General features: G+C 34.7%; 12 protein-coding genes and 3 tRNA genes. 7 read left to right on the top strand and 8 right to left on the bottom strand.

From position 1 onward, the window contains the following. Position 1 precedes the first annotated feature (1 nt). From EGI22_RS13275 to EGI22_RS13265, 3 genes are read left to right on the top strand one after another with little or no spacing between them, the layout of a single operon-like run. On the top strand, positions 2 to 889 hold the full coding sequence (locus EGI22_RS13275) for a DUF5777 family beta-barrel protein (RefSeq protein ID WP_255068946.1): 888 nt from the start codon (positions 2 to 4) through the stop codon (positions 887 to 889). Further along, a complete protein-coding gene (locus EGI22_RS13270; RefSeq protein ID WP_255068945.1) occupies positions 886 to 1,422 on the top strand; it encodes a YceI family protein in 537 nt (178 codons plus the stop codon). The genes EGI22_RS13275 and EGI22_RS13270 overlap by 4 nt, the downstream gene beginning before the upstream one ends. A 12-nt stretch (positions 1,423 to 1,434) precedes the next feature. Then, positions 1,435 to 2,166: a c-type cytochrome domain-containing protein gene (locus EGI22_RS13265; protein WP_255068944.1), complete on the top strand. Its 732-nt coding sequence runs from the start codon at positions 1,435 to 1,437 to the stop codon at positions 2,164 to 2,166. Positions 2,167 to 2,281: 115 nt separating this feature from the next. Here the strand turns inward: EGI22_RS13265 and carB are convergent, their stop codons facing one another. The 8 genes from carB to ruvC form a co-directional block, all read right to left on the bottom strand. Further along, positions 2,282 to 5,122, bottom strand: a complete 2,841-nt coding sequence (gene carB / locus EGI22_RS13260) for a carbamoyl-phosphate synthase large subunit (protein WP_255068943.1) — start codon at positions 5,120 to 5,122, stop codon at positions 2,282 to 2,284. 213 nt (positions 5,123 to 5,335) lie between these two features. Beyond that, the gene (locus EGI22_RS13255; protein ID WP_255068942.1) at positions 5,336 to 6,886 is read right to left on the bottom strand and encodes an NFACT RNA binding domain-containing protein; all 1,551 of its coding nucleotides are present in this window, start codon (positions 6,884 to 6,886) and stop codon (positions 5,336 to 5,338) included. A 244-nt stretch (positions 6,887 to 7,130) separates the two neighbouring features. Beyond that, on the bottom strand, positions 7,131 to 8,036 hold the full coding sequence (locus EGI22_RS13250) for a phosphatase (RefSeq protein ID WP_255068941.1): 906 nt from the start codon (positions 8,034 to 8,036) through the stop codon (positions 7,131 to 7,133). 79 nt (positions 8,037 to 8,115) lie between these two features. Further along, positions 8,116 to 8,189: transfer RNA gene (locus EGI22_RS13245), tRNA-Arg, on the bottom strand. Between the two features lie 73 nt (positions 8,190 to 8,262). After that, positions 8,263 to 8,337 (bottom strand) — tRNA-Pro (locus tag EGI22_RS13240). A 20-nt stretch (positions 8,338 to 8,357) separates the two neighbouring features. Further along, positions 8,358 to 8,444 (bottom strand) — tRNA-Ser (locus tag EGI22_RS13235). A gap of 190 nt (positions 8,445 to 8,634) precedes the next feature. After that, positions 8,635 to 10,287, bottom strand: coding sequence for a hypothetical protein (locus tag EGI22_RS13230; protein WP_255068940.1), 1,653 nt, complete (start codon positions 10,285 to 10,287; stop codon positions 8,635 to 8,637). Between the two features lie 126 nt (positions 10,288 to 10,413). Continuing rightward, the gene (gene ruvC / locus EGI22_RS13225; RefSeq protein ID WP_255068939.1) at positions 10,414 to 10,986 is read right to left on the bottom strand and encodes a crossover junction endodeoxyribonuclease RuvC; all 573 of its coding nucleotides are present in this window, start codon (positions 10,984 to 10,986) and stop codon (positions 10,414 to 10,416) included. On the opposite strand from ruvC, the gene EGI22_RS13220 reads away from it, so the two are divergent. Genes EGI22_RS13220 through EGI22_RS13205 form a run of 4 tightly spaced genes read left to right on the top strand, consistent with a single transcriptional unit; the run spans position 10,987 to position 14,794 of the window. Further along, the gene (locus EGI22_RS13220; protein ID WP_255068938.1) at positions 10,987 to 11,967 is read left to right on the top strand and encodes a lysylphosphatidylglycerol synthase domain-containing protein; all 981 of its coding nucleotides are present in this window, start codon (positions 10,987 to 10,989) and stop codon (positions 11,965 to 11,967) included. Beyond that, a complete protein-coding gene (locus EGI22_RS13215; protein ID WP_255068937.1) occupies positions 11,964 to 13,076 on the top strand; it encodes a glycosyltransferase in 1,113 nt (370 codons plus the stop codon). The genes EGI22_RS13220 and EGI22_RS13215 overlap by 4 nt, the downstream gene beginning before the upstream one ends. After that, on the top strand, positions 13,073 to 13,687 hold the full coding sequence (locus EGI22_RS13210) for a polysaccharide deacetylase family protein (protein WP_255068936.1): 615 nt from the start codon (positions 13,073 to 13,075) through the stop codon (positions 13,685 to 13,687). Before EGI22_RS13215 ends, EGI22_RS13210 begins: the two co-directional genes overlap by 4 nt. Positions 13,688 to 13,702: 15 nt before the next feature. Next, entirely contained in the window at positions 13,703 to 14,794 is a 1,092-nt protein-coding gene (locus EGI22_RS13205) for a dipeptidase (protein ID WP_255068935.1), read from the top strand. Positions 14,795 to 14,879 lie beyond the last annotated feature (85 nt).

Raw genomic sequence — 14,879 nt, 5'->3', positions numbered from 1 at the left:
TATGAAAAGAATTTTAGTCCTTGGACTATTATGTGCAAATTTTGCCTATGGTCAGGATCTTTTTGATGAATTAGATAAAAATGTAAAGCCTTCTAAAAGTTATACTTCGGCCACTTTTAAATCTACAAGAATCATAAATGGTCATTCGAATGAAACCATGGCCAAGAATCATTTGGACTTTAGAATAGCCCACAGATTTGGAAAATTGAACGACGGCCCTTATAATTTCTTTGGGCTTGATCAAGCCACTATGCGTTTGGGTCTTGAATATGGAGTTACTGACAGGTTTATGGTTGGTTTGGGACGAAGTACTTCTCAAAAAACTTTTGACTCATTTGCAAAATATAAAATTTTGCGACAGGCAAAAGGACCGATTAGTTCGCCTATAAGTTTAACTGCTTTAGGTGCTTGGGATGCAATTTCCCTTTCAACCAGTCCTCAATTTGTTTTTAACAATAACTTGGAGCGTTGGACTTACACAGGACAATTGTTGATTGCAAGGAAGTTTAATGACAAACTTTCTCTACAACTAAGCCCCTCTTATGTACACAGAAACAAAGTTGAAAATACCACCGATCCCAATGATATATTTTTGATAGGAATAGGAGGGAGGACAAAAATCACCAAGCGAACAACACTGAATGCAGAGTATTTTTATAGACTACCAGTCAGTTTAGAGCCAGGTTTATTGCCGAATACTTCCAATTATAATTCGCTTTCAATAGGGTTTGATATAGAAACTGGCGGCCACGTTTTCCAATTGCACTTTACCAATTCATTGGGTATGGTCGAAAGGCAGTTTCTTACGCAAACAGCTGGAGCCTGGACAAAAGGCGACATTCATTACGGATTTAATATTTCACGAACATTTAGTTTTGATAAAAAATGAAAAAAATAATCATCTTCCTTTTAGGAATTTCTTCAGGGGCATTTAGCCAAAATTATTATGTATGCAAAGCTGGTCAAACAAGTTTTTTCTCAGAAACACCAATGGAGAACATTTCAGCACTGGATAATAAAGTAGCTGCTGTAATAGATACTGATAAAAATGAAATTGCGGTTAAAATTACTATGACAGATTTTAAGTTCAAAAATCACTTGATGGAGGAGCATTTCAACGAAAACTATATGGAATCAGATAAATTTCCTTTGGGAACATTTAAAGGGAAAATTCAAGAGACTGTAGATTATTCAAAAAATGGCTCTTATGATATTACTGCAGTTGGATCTTTAAATATGCACGGAGTAACAAAAGAACGCACATTAAAAGGGAAAATGGAAATTTTGAATGGACAAATAAAATTGAATTGCGATTTCGAAATACCTCTGAAGGACCATAAAATAGATATTCCTACGCTAGTTATTGCCAAAATAGCAGAATCTATAGCAGTGAAAAACACTTTTGTTTTTACTAAAAAATAATTTCCAATTCTTATGAAAAAAATACTTTCATTTATCATCGTAGTGGTTGCTCTTCAAGGCTGCCTTTACGAAAAAAACGGTAGTAGTTTGGTTGATATCAACGGAAACCCAATTGATAATAATAGCAATTCTACCGGAACAGATACCTCAACCGTCAGTTGTGGCACAAATAGTACTCCTTCCTCGGTAGTATGTTTCAATACGCAAATTTTACCTTTTTTTCAGAGTAATTGTAGTCAAAGCGGCTGCCATGATGCTAAAACTCGGGCAGAAGGTTATGATTTAACAACATTGGCAGGCATAAAAAAAGGTATAAATACTTCAAATCCTACAAATAGTAAATTGTACAAAGTTATAGTAGATACTGGAAGAGAGCGGATGCCACCTCCACCAGCAGCTCCGATAAGTCAAGCCAATAAAGATATGCTTTTGAAATGGATAAAAGAAGGAGCAAAAGAAACCAAATGTGATGTGGTTATCAACGCCGAAAATCCAACTTTTGCTGCTGTTATCAAACCAATCATTGATAATTATTGCCTAGGGTGTCATCAATCGGGAAATGCCTCAGGTGGCGTATTGTTGAATTCTTACGCCAACATAAAATTTGTAGCTGATAATGGTGTTTTGCTTGGAAGCGTTAAAAAAATAACTGGATACATAGCTATGCCACCAAGTTCTAAGCTTTCTATTTGTGAGATAACAGCAATAGAAAATTGGGTAAAAGCAGGAGCTTTGAATAATTAAAAATTGGTTTAGGAGTAGTTTTAGAGCCATTTCCGATTGGAGATGGCTCTTTTTATTGTCAAAAAAAGCCCCTCAGTATAAACCAAGGGGCTTCATTATATAATTTATTGAATTCTTATCTACTCATATACATATTCCTTTCAGAATATACTTGTAAGAAGAAATCGTCTTGAAGGTCATCTATGAAATAAATACCTTCGCCTGTTGATTTCATTTCTGGACCAAGTTCTTTGTTTACGTTCGGGAATTTGTTGAAAGAGAAAACTGGGATTTTTATCGCATAGCCTTCTTTTATAGGATTGAAATCGAAGTCTTTCACTTTGGCTCCCAACATTACTTTTGTAGCGTAATTTACATAAGGTTCTTGGTACGCTTTGCAAATAAACGGAACTGTACGAGAAGCTCTTGGATTGGCTTCTATCACGTAAACTTTCTCGTCCTTTATTGCAAACTGTATGTTTATCAAGCCTTTAGTGTCAAGTGCTATCGCAATTCTTTTGGTATATTCTTCTATTTGTTTAAGCACATTTTCGCTCAAATCAAAAGCTGGCAATACGGCATAAGAATCTCCAGAGTGAATTCCTGCAGGCTCAATATGCTCCATTATTCCAATGATATAAGCATCTGTTCCGTCACAAATGGCATCAGCTTCAGCTTCTATAGCATTCTCAAGGAAATGATCTAAAAGGATATTGTTATCAGGAATATCGTTAAGGATTTTTACAACATGTTGCTCCAATTCCGTTTCGTTGATAACAATTTTCATACTTTGACCACCCAATACGTAACTTGGACGAACCAAAAGAGGGAAACCCAATTCCTTTGACACTTCGACTGCTCTGTCGGCAGTTCTTACGGTATCAAATGGAGGATAAGGAATATCTAATTCTTTAAGTTTTTCTGAAAAACGACCTCTGTCTTCTGCTAAATCTAGTGCTTCGTAAGATGTACCAATGATTTTAACACCATATTTGGTAAATTTCTCGGCCATTTTAAGGGCTGTTTGTCCACCTAGTTGCACTATAACACCTTCTGGTTTTTCGTGCTCAATGATGTCAAAGACATTCTCCCAGAAAACTGGCTCAAAGTATAATTTATCTGCAATGTCTGGGTCTGTTGATACTGTTTCAGGATTACAGTTAATCATGATGGTTTCGTAGCCCATTTCTTTGGCTGCCAAAACACCATGAACACAGGAGTAATCAAACTCAATTCCCTGACCAATTCTATTAGGTCCAGAACCTAATACCACGATTTTTTTCTTGTCCGAAACTATTGATTCGTTTTCAGGATGTTCTTCAGAAGCACTGAAAGTAGAGTAGAAGTAAGGCGTTTTTGCCTCAAATTCTGCCGAACATGTATCTACGCATTTGAAAACTCTGTTAATGCCTAAACCTTTACGCTTCGCAGTTACCTCGCTCTCTTTGCATCTTAGCAAATGAGCCAATTGCCTGTCTGCATAACCTTTTTGTTTAGCTTCCACCAATATTTCTTTAGGCAAAGCATCTAATCTGAAAGTTTCAATTTTATGTTCTAATTGAATCATTTCTTCTATTTGATGCAAAAACCACTTGTCTATTTTCGTTAGATTCTGAATGGTTTTAAAAGATAAACCTGCCTTGAAAGCATCATAAACGTGGAAAAGTCTGTCCCAGGAAGGATTTGCTAAGCTATATTTTAGTTTTTCTTGATCTCTTTCTTCTCTTCCATCAGCTCCTAATCCATTTCTTTTGATTTCCAATGACTGACAAGCTTTTTGAAGAGCTTCCTGGAAATTACGCCCTATACCCATGGTTTCACCGACAGATTTCATTTGCAATCCTAATCTACGGTCGCAACCAGGGAATTTGTCAAAATTCCATCTTGGTACTTTTACAATCACATAGTCAATGGCTGGCTCAAAAAATGCTGAGGTAGAACCTGTAATTGGGTTTATCAACTCATCTAAATTGTATCCAATCGCCATTTTAGCGGCAATTTTTGCAATTGGATAACCCGTAGCTTTTGATGCCAAAGCAGATGAGCGACTAACTCTTGGATTAATTTCTATGGCTATTATTTCGTCAGTGTCGGGATTCAATGAAAACTGTACATTACAACCACCTGCAAACTGCCCGATGGCGTTCATCATTTTGATGGCCATGTCACGCATTTTCTGATATACTGTGTCTGGCAATGTCATTGCTGGGGCTACAGTGATGGAGTCACCAGTATGAACACCCATTGGGTCAAAGTTTTCTATCGTACAGATAATCACAATGTTTTGGTTGTGATCACGCAAAAGTTCGAGTTCGTATTCTTTCCAACCCATTATAGATTGTTCTACCAAAACCTCATGTACTGGTGAAGCATGCAAACCGTGGTTTAGAGCTTCGTCAAATTCTTCAGGCGAGTTTACAAATCCGCCTCCAGTGCCGCCTAAGGTATAAGAAGGTCTGATTACAAGCGGAAATCCAATCTCTTGTGCAATTTCTTTTCCTTCTAAAAACGATTTGGCGGTACGTCCTTTACAAACGCCCACACCAATTTCTATCATCTTATTACGGAAAAGCTCGCGGTCTTCAGTGGTCTCGATGGCCTTGATGTCAACACCAATTATTTCAACACCGTATTTTTTCCAAATCCCTGCATTCTCGCAATCAATTGCAAGATTTAAGGCAGTTTGGCCACCCATTGTAGGCAAAACATGTGTAATTGGCCTGCCCATTTCTTGGTGTTTGAGCAAGATTTCTTTGATAGATTTCTTTTCGAGAGGCTTAAGATATACAAAATCAGCATTCATGGGATCGGTCATGATAGTAGCTGGATTTGAATTTATCAAAGCAACTTCTATTCCCTCTTGTCTGATTGATCTTGCGGCTTGCGATCCTGAATAGTCAAATTCACATGCTTGGCCTATAACAATTGGTCCTGAACCGATGATTAGGACTGATTTAATGCTAGAATTTTTTGGCATTTTTTTTTGGAGAGTTTCGATTCGATTATCGAAAAACAAAGTTAATACACAAAGGTGGGATTGGCATAAAATATTTTAGATAAATCAGAATGTTTTTTTACTAATTGAAGAATTCTGATATTTATTTTGAATATTTTTAGAAAAAAAAGAAGGGAATATTTTTAAAGATTTACATAAAAGCTAATTTCGGAAATCATAAAAAAGTACAGAAATTTATTTTTCAGGATCAAAAGGCTCTATCATAATTGTAGATTCTTTGTCAACTATTACTTTGCCATCAGCCAATCCTTTGGTTTTTCTAACAAATTTCTTTTGGGTAAAAATCACAGGCACCACAGATTCATTTTTTCTTTTAGAATAAAAAGCTGCCAAACTTGCTGCATATTCTATTATATGATTGGGAAGATTCTCTTTGTTTTTTCTTTTTATGACCACATGTGATCCTGAACAATCTCTGGCATGCAGCCAATAATCTTCTTTTTGAGCATGTTTTAATGTTAGAATATCATTGTTTTTGGCATTTTTCCCTACCAAAATCAAATGGCCTTCAATATTAAATTCTTTAAAAAGGCTCTTTGGACTTTCTTTTTCCGCTTCGGTTTTCTTTTGAGATTTTAGGGTATTTTTTAAATCTTTAAAATGTTCAGTAGATTCTATATCAGCTATTTGTCCTTCTATTTCGATTATTTTATTAAAAGCTGTTTCAATATTTTTTTCAATGATTTCAACCTCAATTTTCTCATTTTTACTTTTTCTGTAATAATTCTCCGCGTTTTTTTGAGGAGAAAGTTCCTTTTTTAATTTAATAACAATCGGCTGATCGTTATAAAAATTAAAAAGCTCTACTTCCGTAAGGTCATCTTTAATATTATGGAGATTTGCCATCAAAATATTGGCAATTATTTCTTTAGATTGTCCTGATTTTAAAGCTTTTAATTTAGCATCTGTGTTTTTAAGGTAGCTTTCAGTTTTTAGTTTCTCTTTTATTAAAGTATTAAGAAAAGTATTCTTTTGATTTGAAAAAGTATATTCTTTCTGATAAAAAAGGTAAAAAGCATTGATGGCTTCTATTGCATTTGTAAATATGTATTTTGGTTCTTCAATTGGGAAAAGACACAATGCAGGCAGCTCATTGAATATTCCAATATGATAGGTAGGACTTTCCAAATCTTTTAAAAAAACCTGAATAGACTTCCATTTTTCTTCAATTTCTAAGTTTTCTAATTTAGGATTTATATAGGAGAATACATTCTTGCCAAAAGTAAAAAACACCTTTTTGTAATCCCCATTTAAACTTATAAAATGCTCGAAACTAAAATCCGCTTTCTTTTGAAAATCCGAAATCTTTAGGTTTTTATCGGATATTAATGAATTATTAAAAATAGCCATTTGCTCTTCATTTTTATAAACCAAGAGATTTGGTCTATTTCCGAAAAGCTTGATTATCAATAGGTAATGATTTTGCAGTTCGATTTTTAAAGCTCTTTCGTTTTCGAAAACTGTGCTATCCAAAACCTCCAAACCATACAATTCTTCCCAAAGATTTACCGTGTTTTTTCGAGCTCTGGCAAATTCATTTTGAACGGTAATACAAGAAAATTCAGGTTTCAAAGTGCATTTCAAAAAGACTTCAGTCTCATTTTTTGCAAAACCAAGCATCAACTCATCCTTCTCTTGACTAAAACAAACAAGCAAATCCATTCCCGAAAGTTTTGTTTTCAGTTCAGCAGCTAGATGTTTTAAGAAATGATAATTGTTATGCATAATTTCAGTTTGTTATTGGTTAATTTGTGAATTAGTTGTTTGTTTATTAGATAATTAGTTATTTGTAAATTAGTTTAAATTCTTTTTAAATTAAATTGAACAGACTTTTTTCTAATAATAAGCTAAATATTTGAACTTGAAATTCTCAAATCGAATTCAACCAATATACCAATATACCAATATACCAATATACCAATATACCAATATACCAATATACCAATATACCAATATGCCAATATACCAATTATACCATCAACATGGCTCCTTCTTTCAGTGCATAGTTTGAGATTTTCATTTGTTTGATATTGTGCGTTATCAAGAGGTATTTTATTAAGCAAACAGCTACAACAATCATATCCACTCTTAAAGGTATCATACCTCCAATTGCCATTCTTTCTTCGTGATTGGCAAATACCAATGTTTCATAGGCTTTCCAGAATTCTTGAATAGGATATTCAAAACCAGCGATATCAGTAGGAGCAAAGGCACCTGTGTTTTTCCAAAATAGCATATCATTTAACGTATCAAAAGATCCTGATGAACCTATAAGGACTTCGGGTTGATATTGATGAATGGCATTGGTAAGTGGCAAAAGCTCCATTCTTAGGTATTCATCTAATCTATTTATTTCTGATGGAGAAATTGGGTCTTTCTTCATGAATTTTTCCATGAGTCTTTGTCCTCCTATTTCAAAACTACGTTTCCAAAGTATTTTTTCAGGATTACAAAGTATAAACTCAACACTTCCTCCACCAATATCAACTATCAAGGAAGTGTTTTTTATTTGTACAGCCTGACTTACACCTTTGTAAATCAACTCTGCTTCTTTGTCGCCATCAATTACCGTAATATCGATACCAGTTTCTTCTTTGACTTTTTCAAGAAATTCAGTTTGATTGGAGGCATTTCTTATAGCACTTGTTCCAAAAGCAAATGTATTTGCAGCACTTACCTGGTATTCATCTAATTTTTCTCTGAAAGTTTTCAAAACTTCGATTCCTCTGCTTATTCCTTCATCTGTAATATAACCTTTGTTAATACCTCCCATTCCTATTTTTGCGGCAATTGAAGTCTTGAAAAGTGTTTCTTTTCCTTCAAATATCATCAAGTGAAAAGTATTGGTGCCGAGGTCTATTATTGCTTTTTTCAATTTTTATAAAGAAAAGATTCGAAGTTTTAAATTTGAATGAAAACAAAAAAAGCCCAAACAAAAAGTTTGAGCTTTAATGTGATCCCAGCAGGATTCGAACCTGCGACCCACAGATTAGAAATCTGTTGCTCTATCCAGCTGAGCTATGGAACCATCAAGGGGATTTTTGTATAAAACAAAAACAGAACCTTTTTAATTTAAAAAAGCAGCTTTAGCTGCTTTTTTGTCGGGGTGGCAAGATTCGAACTTGCGACCTTCTGCTCCCAAAGCAGACGCGATGACCGGGCTACGCTACACCCCGAGGTGTCTTTTAAGTATCAGCGGAGAGAGCGGGATTCGAACCCGCGGTACCGTTACCAGTACGTCAGTTTAGCAAACTGGTGGTTTCAGCCACTCACCCATCTCTCCGTCTCTCCGAAAAGGTTTGCAAATATAGCTCATTTGTTTTTCATAGCAAACTTTTGCCTGAAAATATTCTATGTTTTTTTCCACAATAAAGAACTTTTATGTCTAAATTATTGAAAGCGAATGTTTTAAAAAATGAAGTTTTTTTGTCTTTTTTTTTAGTTTTTCAATAAAACTGAGAGAACTGGTTTTTTTAGTCAATCGCATCAACTTCAAACATTCCCTCTTTTTTGGTTTTACCGAAAGATTTCGGATTTAAATACTTCCCTTTATTTTTAGAAGTTTTTTCTTCTTCCACTATAATTGGATTTTGTTTGGCGAAAGTATCTTTTCTAGTGCCTGTAACCATCCAACTTATTTCTACATTAGGTTTATCTGTTTTTATTTTAAAAATATTCCCTTTGATTTTTTCGGAAACTATAGCTTGAGCAAATTGGCCAATTGCTGTCAGTTGATACCTGAAGTTTTCGTTGAGTGCCTCGAAATAGGAGGGAAGTTGAATTGTCGCATTTCCGTTTTGGTCTGTTACTATGTTTCCATTGTAGATGTTCATCATTTCAGGGCTTTCTACAAAACTATGACTCAAGGTTTTGTTTTCAGGATCTAAAGGGTGATCTATTTTGAATGTGCCGCTACTTTTAGACAAAACGCCAGCCACATGTACATTTCCAGCAAAATAACCCGCAAAATCACTTGAACCAGCTGCCTCGCCCAAAGATCCATAAACAGCATAATTTATTGAGCCACCGTCAGCAAATCCATAGAGTCCATAGTTTTCTCCACTTCCAATAGCATTTGCAAATGTTCCAAAACTAGAATTACCTGCCGAACTAACCCTTTGGTATGAGCCTATTGCATTTACGCCTGAGCTTCCGTTAATTTTCAAATAGGAACCATACGCAGTAGAATTGCCGCTTGTTTTGGAGACATCAGCATAATACGCATAGATGGCATTGTTGTTTGCAGCATTTAGGATATTGGCATAATATCCATAAGAAGGCGATGGTGAGCCAGATGTTGGAATAACATTAGAATAGACGCCATAATTTAAAAAAGCCCCGTTTGCAGTGGAATTAAGTCCTTTTGTAGTTCCATTGCCCGAGTAGGCTTCTACATTTAATCCGAAAGAGGAACCAGTTCCTAAATTTTTGCTTTTTGCAAAAACACCTATCGAATAACCCTCCGTTTTTGTGAAACTTTGGCTATGAAGGCCGATGCCATTTGCATTGCTCGTATCTACTTTAGATGCCTCGGAGAATATTCCAATATTGGTTACATTGTCTGCGGCATTGCCAGTCCCGTCAGTTTGGGAGCCTATCCCTATTCTTAATGTATTACTGTTGGTCGAACCCTCAAGATTTGAAAACATGCCAACATGTCCTGGCATTTGATCTAAAAATGAGTACAAACTGTCGCCAATACCATTTACAAAAAATTTACCGTATAGCTTTTGTGAATTATCGATACCATATTTATCTATTCCAATTCCGATTTTGCCTGAAGGCGTTATTATCAAATTATTTATTTCATCATTGTTGAAAAATACCAATGGCGAATTGGAGTAGTTTCCAAAAAACAAACCTTGAAAGGGTGCTCCTCCAGCTTTTGAAAATATTTGGGAAATATTAGTTGTACCATCTGCAGCTGAATCCACCATGGTCAACCCAGAATTTCCACTTTCTCTACTATAAATCAAAAGTTTATTTTCAGGAGAAATAGGAGATAATGGAGAATAATAATTTCCGATTTTGAGATTTACAGGACCTGAAGGACTGAATTCTATACTTTGGGCTTTGGCTATATTTATAAATAAAAACGCCAAAAAAAAGAGGAATAAACTTTTCATGCTAAAATGGTTTTAAAAGGAATCACGATTTAAAACTATTTTATTTCAATAAATGAACCTAAAACCTAAACGATGAGAAGCAATCGATAAGTGGAAGCTTATTCGGGATAAATGGTAGAGATTATTTTACTTTTTTAACCTTTCGGGGTTTTCTGACAAAAAAGCATTCCAACCTGTTTTCTTAGAGTTGTTGCCTGTGAGTGCTTTGGTTTTGGCATGCATAAAATGACAGACTGCAACGGCCAAGGCATCGGTGGCATCTAAAGTTTTCTTTTCTAGGGTTTGATTAAATAGTTTTTCGAGCATATAGGCAACTTGCTCTTTTGATGCATTTCCATTGCCTGTTACACTTTGTTTTACTTTTTTTGGCAGATACTCTACGATATTTAAATCTCTAGCTAAAGCTGCAGCCATTGCCACACCTTGGGCACGACCTAATTTGAGCATGGATTGAACATTTTCGCCATAAAATGGAGCTTCTATGGCCATTTCGTCAGGAAGATACTCAGTAATCAATTGCGTAATTCTCTCAAATATCCTTTTCAATTTTAGTTCATGTGAGGGTAGTTTCTCCAACCTAAGCACACCGTATTGGATGATTTTAAGTTGTGAACCTTTTACAGAAATAATCCCGTAACCCATGATTCTTGTTCCGGGGTCAACACCAAGTATTATTTTTTCAGTTAAATTTGCTTCCAAATGGGTAAAATATTGAATCTTAAGGAGCAAAATTATAAAATACCAACCAATAAGCTTTTGAAATGGCTAAAACTTGCGTTTTTGATTGGTATTTTCTATTTATTAGCTCGCCAGATTTCTGGATTAAAAATAGATCAAGCGTTGTTTAAAGAAATTTTAAAAACTCTGAGTCGCAATATAGGCTATTTTTTGGGAGCAATATTTCTACTTTTTCCTAATTATTTCTTGGAGTTGTGGAAATGGCAGATTTTGACCACCCATGTTGAAACAAGAAATAAAAAAGAATCCTTAAGGGATATTCTAAAAGGATTGGCGGTAGGTTTATTCACACCATATATGTTGGGTGACTTTTTTGGACGAACCGCCAGTTTTCAAAGGAAAAATAGAACCTATGTGGCTGCATTGAATCTTTTTAATAGCGTTTGTCAAACCTATTCTTCTATATTTTTTGGTTCAAGTGCCATATTTTTATGGTATTTAGTTTCAGAAAATGGTTTAAAAAAAATCCTCCTGTTTCCTTCAATTTTAATGCTTTCTGTTTCCATTTTAGGTTTGCTTTTTGTCTTTAAGTTTAGTTTTTCTTGGGAAAAGCTTCGGAAGATAAAAGTTTTGAGGCCATATTTGAAAAAAGAACTCACAGAGTTAGATTTAAGTAATATGCTAAGATTTAAGATTTTAAGTCTTTCTATTAGCAGAACAATAATCTTCAATCTCCAATTTGTGCTTTTTTATTATTCGTTTGGATTGGTTCTTAAACCAGCTTTGTATTTTATTGGTATCAATCTTATTCTTTTGGTAAAAACGGTCGGGGGTGGGTTAAATATTTTTGGAGATTTGACTCTGAGAGAGTTTGTAAGTGTCAATTTTTTTGGACTTTATAAAGTAGATGAAAGCCTTGTACTTGTGGCAACGTTTACTGTTTGGTTTATTAATATTTTTATTCCTGTGTTGGGGAGTTTATTTTTTCAACCAAAATCATGATAACAATCGCTGGTGTTTTCATACTTATTTATTCCTTTGGATTATTTTATTTTTTAATTCAATGGGAAAGAAAGGAGTCTGAAATTTCCGATGTCATTACAATAAAACAATGGGCATTTTCGGTAATAATCTGTGTTAGAAACGAAGAAAAAAATATAGCTGACTTATTGGAAAGTCTTGCAAATCAATATTTTGAAAATTTCGAGGTTATATTGATAGATGATGCCTCAGAAGACAAGACGGTGGAAATAGCTAAACAATTTGTAAATAAATTGGATTTGCAAATAATAAAGCTTGAACCTGAAGAAAGAGGAAATGCTCCAAAGAAAAATGGAATTGCAAAAGCTATAGGTATAGCTAAATATGATTTGATTTTTTGTACTGATGGAGATTGTATTTTGCCTAGTCATATTTTAAATAAATACGCCAACTTGTTTGATCATCAGGAGATAATGTTTATTTCTGGCCCAGTTAGTTTCAAAGAAAATGCAAAAACTGTTTTGAGCCAGCTTTGGGAAAATATTCAAATCGTAGAATTTGCTTCCTTGGTGGGAAGTGCCGCAGTATCTATTTTTACTGGAAAGCCAAATATGTGTAGTGGTGCCAATATAGCTTACAGAAAATCAGTGTTTTATGAAGTTGGTGGCTATCAAAGTAACGAACATCTGGCTTCAGGCGACGATGAGTTTTTAATGCATAAAATATCAGAAAAATATCCAAAAGGAATTGAATTTGCCAAATCGGAAGATTGTATTGTCGAAACCAATGCAAGTGAAAATATTGCTGCTTTTTATAATCAAAGAAAACGCTGGGCAAGCAAATGGACGCATTATAAGTCTATAATTCCTAAACTACTAGCTGCTTTTATATTTTTTGTAAATCTCAGTACCATATATTTGGCAGTTCAATTTTCATTCAAAATATTGTTGATACGTTTTGTTTTAGAATTCACTTTTTTAGGGGCTGTTTTACTGTTTATGAAAAAGAAAAAAGCAATTTTCTATATCCCCTTGGTTCAAATACTTTATCCTTTTTATGTGGTATTTTTCGGTGTGATATCGATATTTATGAGTAAAACCTATAAATGGAAATCAAGAGAATTAAGATGACGAAACTATTCGAAATATTATTTCCTAAGTATATCTGGAGAATAAAGACCTCAGAAAAGAAAATTTATTTGACTTTTGACGATGGACCAATCCCTGAGGTTACAGAATGGGTTTTAGCTGAATTGAAAAAATTTGGAGCTAAGGCGACGTTTTTTTGTGTTGGTGAAAATATAGAAAATAATCCGGCTGTGTTCGAAAAAATAATAAAAAGCGGTCACGCTATAGGAAACCATACTTACAATCATTTAAAAGGCTGGGAGACAGATGACGAAAGTTATTTAAATAATTTTTCTTTTTGCCAATATGCAATTGAAAAAAACAATTTATCTCATTCTTTGCTTTTCAGACCTCCTTATGGGAGAATTAAGAAATCACAGGCCAAAGAGATTTTGAAAAGCCATAAAATAGTTATGTGGAGTGTGCTTACCAAAGATTATGATGTAAAATTTAGTCCTGAGGAATGTTTGAAAAGAACAATAAATAAAACAAAACCAGGCTCTATAGTTTTATTTCATGATAGTTTGAAAGCGGAAAAAAACATGAAGTATGTTTTGCCAAATTTTTTGAAACATTTCTATGATTTAGGATATGAATTTGAAGTAATAAATTGAAATATATATAAACTTATGTTCCTAATAGACGCCCATTTAGATATATCCACCAATGCCATTGAGTGGAACCGAGATTATAGAATGTCTGTCGAAGCTATTCGAAAATCAGAGGAAGGAATGACCGATAAAATTGATAGAGGTAAGGGAACGGTTTCTTTACCTGAACTTCGGAAAGCTAATATTGGTTTAGTAGTGGCTACACAGCTGGCCAGATTCAATCAAAACAATGGAAATTTGCCTGGAGCTGGTTGGAATTCTCCTCACCAGGCTTGGGCGATGTCTCAGGCACAATTGGCGTGGTATCAAGCTATGGAAGCTGAAAATGAAATGGTGCAAATAAACGATTTGAAAAGTTTAGAAGCTCACTTAGCACTATGGATGGATGAAAGTAAACCGCGTGAAGATAAGCCCATTGGCTATATTTTGAGCTTAGAAGGTGCAGACTCTTTGATTAACCTTTCTTATTTAGAAAAAGCCTATAAATATGGCCTAAGAGCCATAGGTCCAGCACATTATAGTACTGGAAGATATGCCTATGGGACTGGCACCACCGAAGGTTTTACATCAATCGGTAAAGACCTACTCAAAGAAATGTCAAAGCTCAATGTGATTTTAGATGCCACGCATTTGACTGATAAGGGTTTTTTAGAAGCAATGGATTTGTTTGATGGCCATGTGTGGGCGAGTCATCATAATTGTAGGGCTTTAGCACCAAATCAGCGTCAGTTGAGCGATGAACAAATCAAAATATTAATTCAAAAAAATGCCGTAATCGGAGGATGTTTTGATGCTTGGATGATGAAGCCCGATTTTATTCAAAGGAAAAGCAATCCTGCTGAGTTTGGGATAAAAATCGAAACGATTATTGACCATTATGACCACATTTGCCAAATTGCAGGAAACTCTCTCCATTGTGCTATTGGAAGTGATTTGGACGGCACTTACGGCACTGAGCAGTCTCCTATGGATTTGAATACGATAGCTGATTTGCAAAGCTTAGAAGGCCTTTTGGCTAAAAGAGGCTATGCTAAAGAAGATATCGAAAATATATTCCACAAGAATTGGTTACGGTTTCTAAGAAAAGCTTGGGCTAGAGGGGGCGGGTAAGCGACCGAGTTCTAGCTAAAAGAAGTTTTAAAAAATGAATTTTAATTTGCTTAGCATCTTTTTTTTTTTCATTTGTTAAAGAAAA

Source organism: Lacihabitans sp. LS3-19, from assembly GCF_024343575.1.
Lineage (GTDB): Bacteria > Bacteroidota > Bacteroidia > Cytophagales > Spirosomataceae > Leadbetterella.
This window is presented reverse-complemented; position numbering and strand designations above follow the sequence as displayed.

Coding starts and splice junctions, on each gene's coding strand:
- EGI22_RS13275 (WP_255068946.1), top strand. CDS start 2: ATGAAAAGAATTTTAGTCCTTGGACTATTATGTGCAAATTTTGCCTAT.
- EGI22_RS13270 (WP_255068945.1), top strand. CDS start 886: ATGAAAAAAATAATCATCTTCCTTTTAGGAATTTCTTCAGGGGCATTT.
- EGI22_RS13265 (WP_255068944.1), top strand. CDS start 1,435: ATGAAAAAAATACTTTCATTTATCATCGTAGTGGTTGCTCTTCAAGGC.
- carB (WP_255068943.1), bottom strand. CDS start 5,122: ATGCCAAAAAATTCTAGCATTAAATCAGTCCTAATCATCGGTTCAGGA.
- EGI22_RS13255 (WP_255068942.1), bottom strand. CDS start 6,886: ATGCATAACAATTATCATTTCTTAAAACATCTAGCTGCTGAACTGAAA.
- EGI22_RS13230 (WP_255068940.1), bottom strand. CDS start 10,287: ATGAAAAGTTTATTCCTCTTTTTTTTGGCGTTTTTATTTATAAATATA.
- EGI22_RS13220 (WP_255068938.1), top strand. CDS start 10,987: ATGGGTAAAATATTGAATCTTAAGGAGCAAAATTATAAAATACCAACC.
- EGI22_RS13215 (WP_255068937.1), top strand. CDS start 11,964: ATGATAACAATCGCTGGTGTTTTCATACTTATTTATTCCTTTGGATTA.
- EGI22_RS13210 (WP_255068936.1), top strand. CDS start 13,073: ATGACGAAACTATTCGAAATATTATTTCCTAAGTATATCTGGAGAATA.
- EGI22_RS13205 (WP_255068935.1), top strand. CDS start 13,703: ATGTTCCTAATAGACGCCCATTTAGATATATCCACCAATGCCATTGAG.